At 66.2% G+C, this 8,141-nt stretch carries 10 protein-coding genes; 5 read left to right on the forward strand and 5 right to left on the reverse strand.

Annotated features, from left to right (window positions below):
- Positions 1 to 156 (reverse strand): LysR family transcriptional regulator (locus VML93_RS21750; protein ID WP_325613888.1); only part of this gene is annotated, 156 nt, incomplete at its 3' end.
- 165 nt (positions 157 to 321) lie between these two features.
- Between VML93_RS21750 and VML93_RS21755 the strand changes: the two genes are divergently transcribed.
- The gene (locus tag VML93_RS21755) at positions 322 to 1,215 is read left to right on the forward strand and encodes an SDR family oxidoreductase (RefSeq protein ID WP_325613876.1); all 894 of its coding nucleotides are present in this window, start codon (positions 322 to 324) and stop codon (positions 1,213 to 1,215) included.
- An 8-nt stretch (positions 1,216 to 1,223) separates the two neighbouring features.
- On the opposite strand, the gene VML93_RS21760 is transcribed toward VML93_RS21755, so the two are convergent.
- The 3 genes from VML93_RS21760 to VML93_RS21770 all read right to left on the reverse strand — a co-directional run bounded on the left by VML93_RS21760 (position 1,224) and on the right by VML93_RS21770 (position 2,952).
- A complete protein-coding gene (locus VML93_RS21760; protein ID WP_325613878.1) occupies positions 1,224 to 2,183 on the reverse strand; it encodes a hypothetical protein in 960 nt (319 codons plus the stop codon).
- Positions 2,184 to 2,298: 115 nt separating this feature from the next.
- The gene (locus VML93_RS21765) at positions 2,299 to 2,616 is read right to left on the reverse strand and encodes a hypothetical protein (RefSeq protein WP_325613879.1); all 318 of its coding nucleotides are present in this window, start codon (positions 2,614 to 2,616) and stop codon (positions 2,299 to 2,301) included.
- A gap of 9 nt (positions 2,617 to 2,625) precedes the next feature.
- Positions 2,626 to 2,952: a 2Fe-2S iron-sulfur cluster-binding protein gene (locus VML93_RS21770; RefSeq protein ID WP_325613880.1), complete on the reverse strand. Its 327-nt coding sequence runs from the start codon at positions 2,950 to 2,952 to the stop codon at positions 2,626 to 2,628.
- Positions 2,953 to 3,074: 122 nt separating this feature from the next.
- Between VML93_RS21770 and VML93_RS21775 the strand changes: the two genes are divergently transcribed.
- The 4 genes from VML93_RS21775 to VML93_RS21790 are packed head-to-tail and all read left to right on the forward strand — an operon-like array spanning position 3,075 to position 7,217.
- Complete coding sequence (locus VML93_RS21775; RefSeq protein ID WP_325613882.1) at positions 3,075 to 4,478, forward strand: class I adenylate-forming enzyme family protein; 1,404 nt, start codon at positions 3,075 to 3,077, stop codon at positions 4,476 to 4,478.
- The gene (locus VML93_RS21780) at positions 4,456 to 5,364 is read left to right on the forward strand and encodes an acyl-CoA dehydrogenase family protein (RefSeq protein WP_325613883.1); all 909 of its coding nucleotides are present in this window, start codon (positions 4,456 to 4,458) and stop codon (positions 5,362 to 5,364) included. Before VML93_RS21775 ends, VML93_RS21780 begins: the two co-directional genes overlap by 23 nt.
- Positions 5,351 to 6,448, forward strand: a complete 1,098-nt coding sequence (locus VML93_RS21785; protein WP_325613884.1) for an acyl-CoA dehydrogenase family protein — start codon at positions 5,351 to 5,353, stop codon at positions 6,446 to 6,448. The genes VML93_RS21780 and VML93_RS21785 overlap by 14 nt, the downstream gene beginning before the upstream one ends.
- A 1-nt stretch (position 6,449) precedes the next feature.
- Complete coding sequence (locus tag VML93_RS21790; protein ID WP_325613886.1) at positions 6,450 to 7,217, forward strand: enoyl-CoA hydratase/isomerase family protein; 768 nt, start codon at positions 6,450 to 6,452, stop codon at positions 7,215 to 7,217.
- A 26-nt stretch (positions 7,218 to 7,243) separates the two neighbouring features.
- On the opposite strand, the gene VML93_RS21795 is transcribed toward VML93_RS21790, so the two are convergent.
- The gene (locus VML93_RS21795) at positions 7,244 to 8,047 is read right to left on the reverse strand and encodes a transglutaminase family protein (RefSeq protein ID WP_325613890.1); all 804 of its coding nucleotides are present in this window, start codon (positions 8,045 to 8,047) and stop codon (positions 7,244 to 7,246) included.
- Between the last annotated feature and the right edge of the window lie 94 nt (positions 8,048 to 8,141).

Here is an 8,141-nt window from a genome sequence, read left to right on the forward strand (position 1 = left end):
CTGCTGCTCCAGGCGGCGGATCTGCCGGCTCAACGAGGGCTGTGCCACCCGTAGTGCGGCGGCCGCGCGGCCGAAGTGCCGGTGCTCGGCCACCGCCACGAAGTACCCCACCAGGCGCATGTCGAGGTCTATCAGCGGCGACGCCGAGTCGGTCATGCGCCAAGTGTAGTCACCAACGCCGGCTGGCTAGTCACAAATAATGGTACTGAACTGCAGTGATGCCTTATTTGCATCGCGTGATATGAAACAGGTCTTGGACACGGCCCGCATTGGCTCATTGACTGGACGGCACGAGCGCGAAGCTATCAGGAGGAATCACTCATGCAGGTATTTGTCACTGGCGCGACCGGACACATCGGTGCCGCCGTCGTCGACGAACTCCTCCAAGCCGGTCACCAAGTCACCGGCCTGGCCCGCTCCGACGCGTCCGCGACCGCCCTGACGGCCAAGGGCGCCGAGGCGCACCGCGGCGATCTTGACGACCTCGAGGGCCTGCGGGCCGCCGCCGCGGCATCCGACGGCGTCATCCACCTGGCGTTCCGGCACGACTGGGACGATTTCGCGGGAGCCGTCGACACGGACCTGCGTGCCGTGAAGGCGCTCGGCGAGGCGCTCGTCGGCTCCGACCGGCCGTTCGTCACGACCGGGGGAACGCTCATGCTGGCATTTGCCGAGCGGGACGGCTACGCGACCGAGCAGGAGGCCTTGCCCGCCGGTCCGCGGATCGACGCGGAGAACGCGACCATCGCCTTGGCCGAGCGCGGCGTGCGCTCGTCGGTCGTGCGGCTGTCGCCGTTGGTGCACAGCACCTTGGATCACCACGGTTTCGCCCACACCCTGATCGGGATCGCCCGCGACACAGGCGTTTCCGGCCATATCGGCGACGGGTCCAACCGCTGGCCCGGTGTGCACACACTCGACGCGGCGCACCTGTACCGGCTGGCTCTCGAAAAGGCTCCTGCCGGAACGCGATTGCACGGGGTGGCCGACGAGGGCGTGCCGTTCCGTGACATCGCCGGCGTCATCGGCCGTCACCTGAACTTGCCGGTGGTCAGCATTCCCCCAGAAGAGGCCGCCCACTTCGGATTTCTGGCGGGCTTCGTAGCTCTGGACAACCCGACCTCGAACGCGCTGACCCAGAAAGTGCTGGATTGGCATCCCGAACAGCCGGGGTTGATCGATGACCTCGACGAAGGCCATTACTTCGGCGAGTGAGGTCGCCGCTAAGCCTTCAGCTCGACGAATTGCTTGTTCTGCCGGTCCGCGATGAAGATGTTGCCGTGGCTGTCGACCGCGATTCCCGCAATGTTGGGATCGCCGCCGGCATCCCCGTTGACCAGTAGCTGCGTGGCCTGCTGGGAACCCTTCGCCAGCATGGTGATGCCTTGGGTGCCGCCCAGATAGACGGTTCCGGAGCTGTCGACGGCTAGCGCCCTCTGCTTCGGCGCGGTGATCGGGAGGACGCTTTGCGTCGTCGAGCCCGCGGCCAGCATCAGCACGCGCGTGTGGGCACCCGCACCCTCGTAGTCAACCTCTGACACGTAGACGTTGCCGGCCGAATCCACTGCGACATAACCGGGACCCTTGAGGCCCTTGAACGGCAACTCGTCTGGCGTCTTCGCTCCGGGGGCAAGTTTCAGCACGCGATTATGGCTGTGGTCGGCCACAAACACCGTTCCATCGGAGGCCACCGCCAACCGGTCGTCCTGCCCGAGGCCGGTAATCGGGAGCTCGGTCTGAGCACCGTCCGGAGTCCGCTTCAGCACTCGGCCCGTGGACGCGGGTGCGGTGCTGCCGTCGTCGGAGAGGTACACGTTGCCCGCCGCATCCGCGCCGCCGGAGACAGCGAATTGCGCGCCGGTGAACCCAACGGACACGGCTGCCGAGGCGCCCGGTTTCAGCTTGAGGACTCCCTCATTGACCGAGGTGGCGTACACGGTGCCGTTCGCATCCACCGCGACGTCCTGGGGATAGAAGTTCTCGCCGCCCTTGATCGGCAGCGTCACCTGTTGGCGCGCCGCCGCCGGCGCAGCGGGGCTTGCCGAACTGCTGGCGGAGGGACCGGCCGCGCTGCTCGTGGAACTGCCGACCGATTTGTGGCTCTGGCCTGCGCACGCGCCCAGAGTCGTTGCGGTCGCGGCGGCCGCGACTGACCCGACCAAAACGGTGCGCAATAACCGCATTTCCTGACCCCTCTCGGCGGAACCATGGTGACGCGTGACACTACGCTTACGGGTTGCGCCCCGGAAGGATGCGCCGTGAGCAGTCCGAAAGGATTGCCGGACAGCAAGATTCGACCTAACGCGGTGAATACTCCGTCGTCACCTCGAGCAGTCGCATCACCGGCGGGGGATCCAGCTGCAGGGCGTCGGACATATTTAGCCCGCGCGAGTTGGCGTGCAGGTTGTCCAAGATCGCCTGCAGATCGTCGCCTTCAATCTCATACAGCGCGAGGTACGGGCCGTCACCGTCGACCGGGCGCAGCCGGCGCGCCGAGACGATTCCGTCGAGGGCCACCAGTTCGGGAAGGTGGACCTCGTCGTACCAGGTGTTGTATTCCTGGTCGCGATCGGGCGAACTGGGTCGAGTCTCGACGTGGATGATCCCCTTGGCCATGTCCCTGCCTTACTCGTAGTGCACCGTGATCGAAGGCGTGTCGGGCACGCCCTGGCACGTCAGAATGTAGCCGTCCTCGACCTCGTCGTCCTCGAGCGCGTCGTTGACCCGCATGGTCGCGTGGCCCTCGGAGAGTCGGGCCATGCAGGTGCCGCAGTTGCCGGCCTCGCAGTTGAACGGCGGGTCCAGGCCGGCCCGCCGCGCGCTTTGCAACAGGGTCTCGCCGGGAACCAGCGGCACCGTGGCTTTCTTGCGGTCCAGGTGGATCGTTACGGTCCCGCCGTTCGACGGATCTGTCACCCGTGGGGTCTCCTCGATGATCCGGGTGACCGTCACCGTGACCACCCCTTCCCGTACTTGCGTTCTTCAGTATAGAGAATACTATTCTCTCTTAGCGATAGTATCTTCTCAAGAGTGGGGATGTCGGGACAGCCGGGCCTGCCGAGGAAGGACGGGACGTGACTGAGCCGACCGCGCTCGTGTGCGAGGAACGGCGCTTCACCCTGCCTCAGCTTGACGCATTGGCCGACGGGCTCGCCGCATTGCTGACCAAACGGGGCGCTGTCGCAGGTGAGCGCGTCGCAGTGATGGCGTCCAACCGGCCGGAGTTCGTCGCGGTCCTGCTCGCGATCTGGCGACTGGGCGCGGCGGCTGTGCTGATCAGCCCCGCCTGGAAGCGCGACGAGGTCGACCACGCGCTCGCACTGACCAACCCGGGCCACGCCGTCGGCGACCATCCGGTGCTGGCCGGACTGATGTCGATGCTGCACCTGGACGAACCGATCGCCCCCGCTGAACCGGCGGCAGAGTCCCCGGCGCCCGACGACGACGCGCTGTTGGTGTTCAGTTCCGGCACCACGGGTCTGCCGAAGGCTGTCCGGCACACTCACGCGTCGCTGGACGCGGCGGTGGGGCACTGGCGTGGCGCGTTGCAGCTGACGGGCCGCGACCGCATCCAGGTCGCCACACCGCCATCGCACATTCTGGGCCTGCTCAACATCCTCACTGTGCTGCGCACCGGTGCCTGGATGCGGCTGCACCCGCGGTTCGACATCGAGCGAATGCTGCGGTGCGTCGAAAAGGACGGCATCACAGTCGAAATGGCCGTCGCGCCAATCGCGCTGGCGATCGCCTCCCATCCCAAGCTGGAGTCCTACGATCTTTCGTCGCTGCGGTTCATCATGTGGGGTGCGACGCCGGTCACGGCCAGCATCGCCGAGACCGTGACCCGACGTACGGGCATCGGCTGGGTCCCCGCGTACGGCACCACGGAACTACCCGTTATTGCGTGTAATCCGTTGGCGGGGGCACGCCTTGACGCGGTCGGCAAAGCGGTGCCGGGTGTTCAGCTGCGGGTGATGTCTCTGGAAACCGGTGCGCCCGCGTGCCCGGGCGAGATCGGTGAGATCCAGGCGCGGTCGAATTCGGTTATGGCCGGCTACCTTCCGGCCGAGGCGACCCCAGAGGCGCTGTGCGACAGCTGGTACCGGACCGGGGACGTGGGCTGGCTCGACGCCGATGGTTGGCTACGGATCACCGACCGCCTCAAGGAGATGATCAAGGTGCGCGGTTTCCAGGTCGCGCCAGCCGAAATCGAGACCGTTCTACACGGTCATCCGGCGGTCAAAGACTGTGCGGTATTCGGCGTTCCGGACGGAGCGAACGGGGAAGCGGTGGTCGCCGCGGTCGCGGCATGCGCTCCGGTGCAGGCCGCCGATCTCACGGCCCGGGTGGACCAGAAGCTGGCGTCCTACAAACGGCTGAGCCGGGTCGTCTTCGTGAGCGATATTCCGCGCCTGCCCTCTGGCAAGGTGCTGCGCCGAGTTCTCAAGGAGCGCTATGGATGTACGTCTGACACCTGAACAGCAGCAACTGCGCGACGCCGCCGCCAAGCTGGCCGATGATCTCGGGCCGGCGGCAGTCCAGGATCTCGCCGACGAGACCCGAATTACACGCCTGGACAGGCAGATTGCGACCACCGGTTGGCGGTCGCTGCGCTCGGACGGGGCTTCGGGCGTCGAAGTCGCCGTTGTCGCAGAGGAATTAGGGCGCCGGCTGGTGGACACGCCGTTCCTCGGGCCGGTGTTGGCCGACGATCTGGCCCGGCACATTGGTGCGGACCTTGCGGGCCTGACGACCGTATCCGTCGACGATCGCGCAATCGATGCTCGCGGGTGCCAGCGCGCCCTGCTGTTGTCCGGGACGACCGTCCTGACGGCAGAGCTGGACAGCAACCATTCCGGTGCGGATTTGACCAGAGCCGAGGCCGGCATCGTCGGAACGCCGAAGGCTGTGGGTGAGGTGTCCGCCGAAGTCGCTGGACGATGGCAGGCCCTCGCGCTCGTCGCCACGTCGGCGGACCTGGTCGGAGGTGCGCGCGGCGCGCACGCCGTCGCCTGCGATTACGCGAAGATCCGCGAGCAGTACGGCAAACAGATCGGGTCGTATCAGGCCGTCGCCCACTTGTTGGCCGAAAGCCTGGCCTTGATCGAGGGGTCGGTGAGTGTGCTGCGGCACGCCGCCTGGGCAGTCGACGAACTCCCTGTGGCCGAAGCGATTCGGGCCGCCCGTATCGCAAAGATCTACTGCGCGCGCGCCACTCGAACCGTCTGCGAGACCGCGGTGCAGGTGCACGGCGGCATCGGCAACACCTGGGACTGCCTGGTGCACGTCTATCTGCGCCGCGCGCTGACCTCGACCGAACTGTGGCCGGTAACGCTGAAGGAGATCGATCTTGGACTTTCGTGACTCAGCCGAAGAGGCCGCCTTCCGGGAGCGGCTGCGATCGTGGCTTTCCCTGCACGCCAAGGAGTTTTCCGGTTCAGGCGACGAGTATTGGGCCCGCCAGATCGAGTGGCACCGTGCCCTCTACAAGAATGGGTTCTTCGGGTTGTCCTGGCCTCGGGACTACGGCGGCCAGGAGCTGCCGCCGGTGTACGACGTCATCGTCGACGAAGAGCTGGTGCGCGCCGGCGCGCCGCCGCGCCCCAGTGTCGGGTACCTGGTTTTCGGCATCGGGCGGCACGGCGGCGACGAGCTGCGACGGCGCTTCCTGCCCGGCATCATCAACGGCAGCGAGCGGTGGTGCCAGGGCTTCAGTGAGCCGGGAGCCGGATCGGATCTGGCGTCCCTGACCACCACCGCCACCCTCGAGGGCGAGCACTACGTGGTACACGGGCACAAGATCTGGACCAGCTATTCCGACGTCGCCGACTATTGTCTGCTACTGGCCCGCACCGATCCCGATGCCAAACGGCACCGCGGTCTGTCCGCCTTCGTCGTCGACATGAAACAGCCTGGCATCCAACAACTTCCGCTGCGCATGATGAACGGGGTGACCAACGAATTCGGTCAGGTGTTCTTCGACGGCGCAACGGTGCCCGCGGACCGGATGGTGGGTGCCCCCGGTGACGGCTGGGCGGTTGCCATGACCGTGGTCGGACACGAGCGCGAACCGTCCACCCTGGGCTATGCGGCCAGATACGGCAAGCTGGTGCGAGACCTGTTCGCGCGCTGGGAAGATCGCGACGGTCAGGTTCCGGAAGAGCTCGCCTGGGCCGCGGTCCAGTCGGAGATGCTCACCCATCACGTCCGCCGGCGGCTGTCCGAACAGCTGGACGGCGTGTCGCATGGGCCCGAAGGATCGCTCGACAAGCTGCTGATGACCTGGGTCGAACAGTCCGTCGGACATGCTGCGCTGGCCGTGGCGGGAACCCGCGACCCGGACCTGCTCAGCGCCTACCTGTACAGTCGCGCGCAAAGCGTGATGGGTGGCACGTCGCAGATACAGAAGAACATCATCGCATCGCGAATTTTGGGATTGGGAGTCTGAAATGTACGACATGCCAAGTGAAATCGACGTCCGTGCCGACGGGGCGCTGCGGATCATCACCTTGAACCGGCCGGACGACCTCAACGCCGTCAACGACAATCTGCACGTCGGACTGGCGCGCCTGTGGCAGCGCTTGACCGACGATGCCGCTGCCCGCGCGGCGGTGCTCACCGGGCGTGGCAAGGCCTTTTCGGCCGGTGGAGATTTCTCGTATCTCGCCGAGCTGGCCGAAGACGCAGACCTGCGCGCCAAGACGATTCGAGACGGTCGCGAGATCGTACTCGGCATGGCGCGCTGCCGAATTCCGGTGATCGCGGCCGTCAATGGCCCGGCGGTAGGGCTGGGCTGCAGCCTGGTCGCGCTGAGCGACATCGTCTACATCGCCAAGGACGCGTTTCTCGCCGACCCGCACGTGCAGGTGGGGCTGGTGGCCGCCGACGGCGGGCCGCTGACCTGGCCGCTGCACATCAGTCTGCTGCTGGCCAAGGAGTACGCGTTGACCGGCACCAGGATTCGCGCCGAGCGAGCGGTCGAACTCGGGCTGGCCAACCACGTCGCCGACGATCCGGTCGCCGAAGCGATCGAATGCGCCAAGAAGATCATGGAGCTGCCGCAGCAGGCGGTGGAAAGCACCAAGCGGGTGCTCAACATTCACCTGGAGCGCGCCGTGCTCGCCAGCCTGGACTATGCCCTGTCGGCCGAGCACCAGTCATTCGTGACCGAGGACTTTCGGGCCATCGTCACCAAGCTGAACGCGGGCAACAACTAGGTTGGACTGCTCGCGCAGGTGAGGGGTCAGCCCAGAGATACCAGGTCTTCGACCGAGTCCCGAGGCAGCTGCGCGTTGGTGAACGCGGTGATGACCGACTCGGTCAACTCGATCGAGCCCCCGTGGTTGTCCAGAAAGGCCGTGTCGGCGGCGTCACGGCCGGTGGCGATACGCACCATCGTCTGCCGCGGCGCCAGGCAGGTCGCATCCACCGCGCGCCACTGTCCGTCGACCAATGCTTCGGCCACGGCGTGGAAATCCATCGGGTCACATCCGGGTGCGTACACCGCCACCAGTCGGGCGGGGACGTTGACCGCGCGCAGCAATGCGATCACCAGGTGAGCGTAGTCGCGGCACACACCTTCGCCGGCCAGCAGGGTGTCCGTGGCACCGTCTATCGGATCACTTGATCCCGGAACGTAATTCAGTCGTGTTCCTACCCACGACGACACCTTCTCCAGCAGCGTTACCGAGTTGGTGTACTGGCCGAACTCGGTAGCCGCGAACCCGAAGAACTTATCGGCCTCGGCGTAGCGGCTGGGCCGCAGATAGGTCGACGCATCGATGTCCCTGACCGCCAGTGGCTCGGCCTGGCCGGTGACAGTCGCGTCGTACCTGACCTGTAGATCGCCGACCCCGACCTCCGCGGTGTGGATCCGGGCACCGTGCTCGCCGGTGATCTCCCGTAGGGACAATGGCGTGCCGTTCAGCGTTGCGCTCAGCGACTCACTCACCTGTAGACCGTCCAGGGATGCGACCGCGATCTGGAATTCCAGCACCGTGGGATCGGTCACCGTGACCCCGAGCCTGGCCCCGACCTCACGCTTCATCTTCATCGTTTGCAGCCAATCACAGGTCGGCTGTGCCCGCATTCGCTGGCGCCGCAATCCTCGTGCTAGTGGTCCTGCCTGGAATTACATCGGT

The sequence above is a fragment of the Mycobacterium sp. genome (genome assembly GCF_035499775.1).
Taxonomy (GTDB): domain Bacteria; phylum Actinomycetota; class Actinomycetes; order Mycobacteriales; family Mycobacteriaceae; genus Mycobacterium.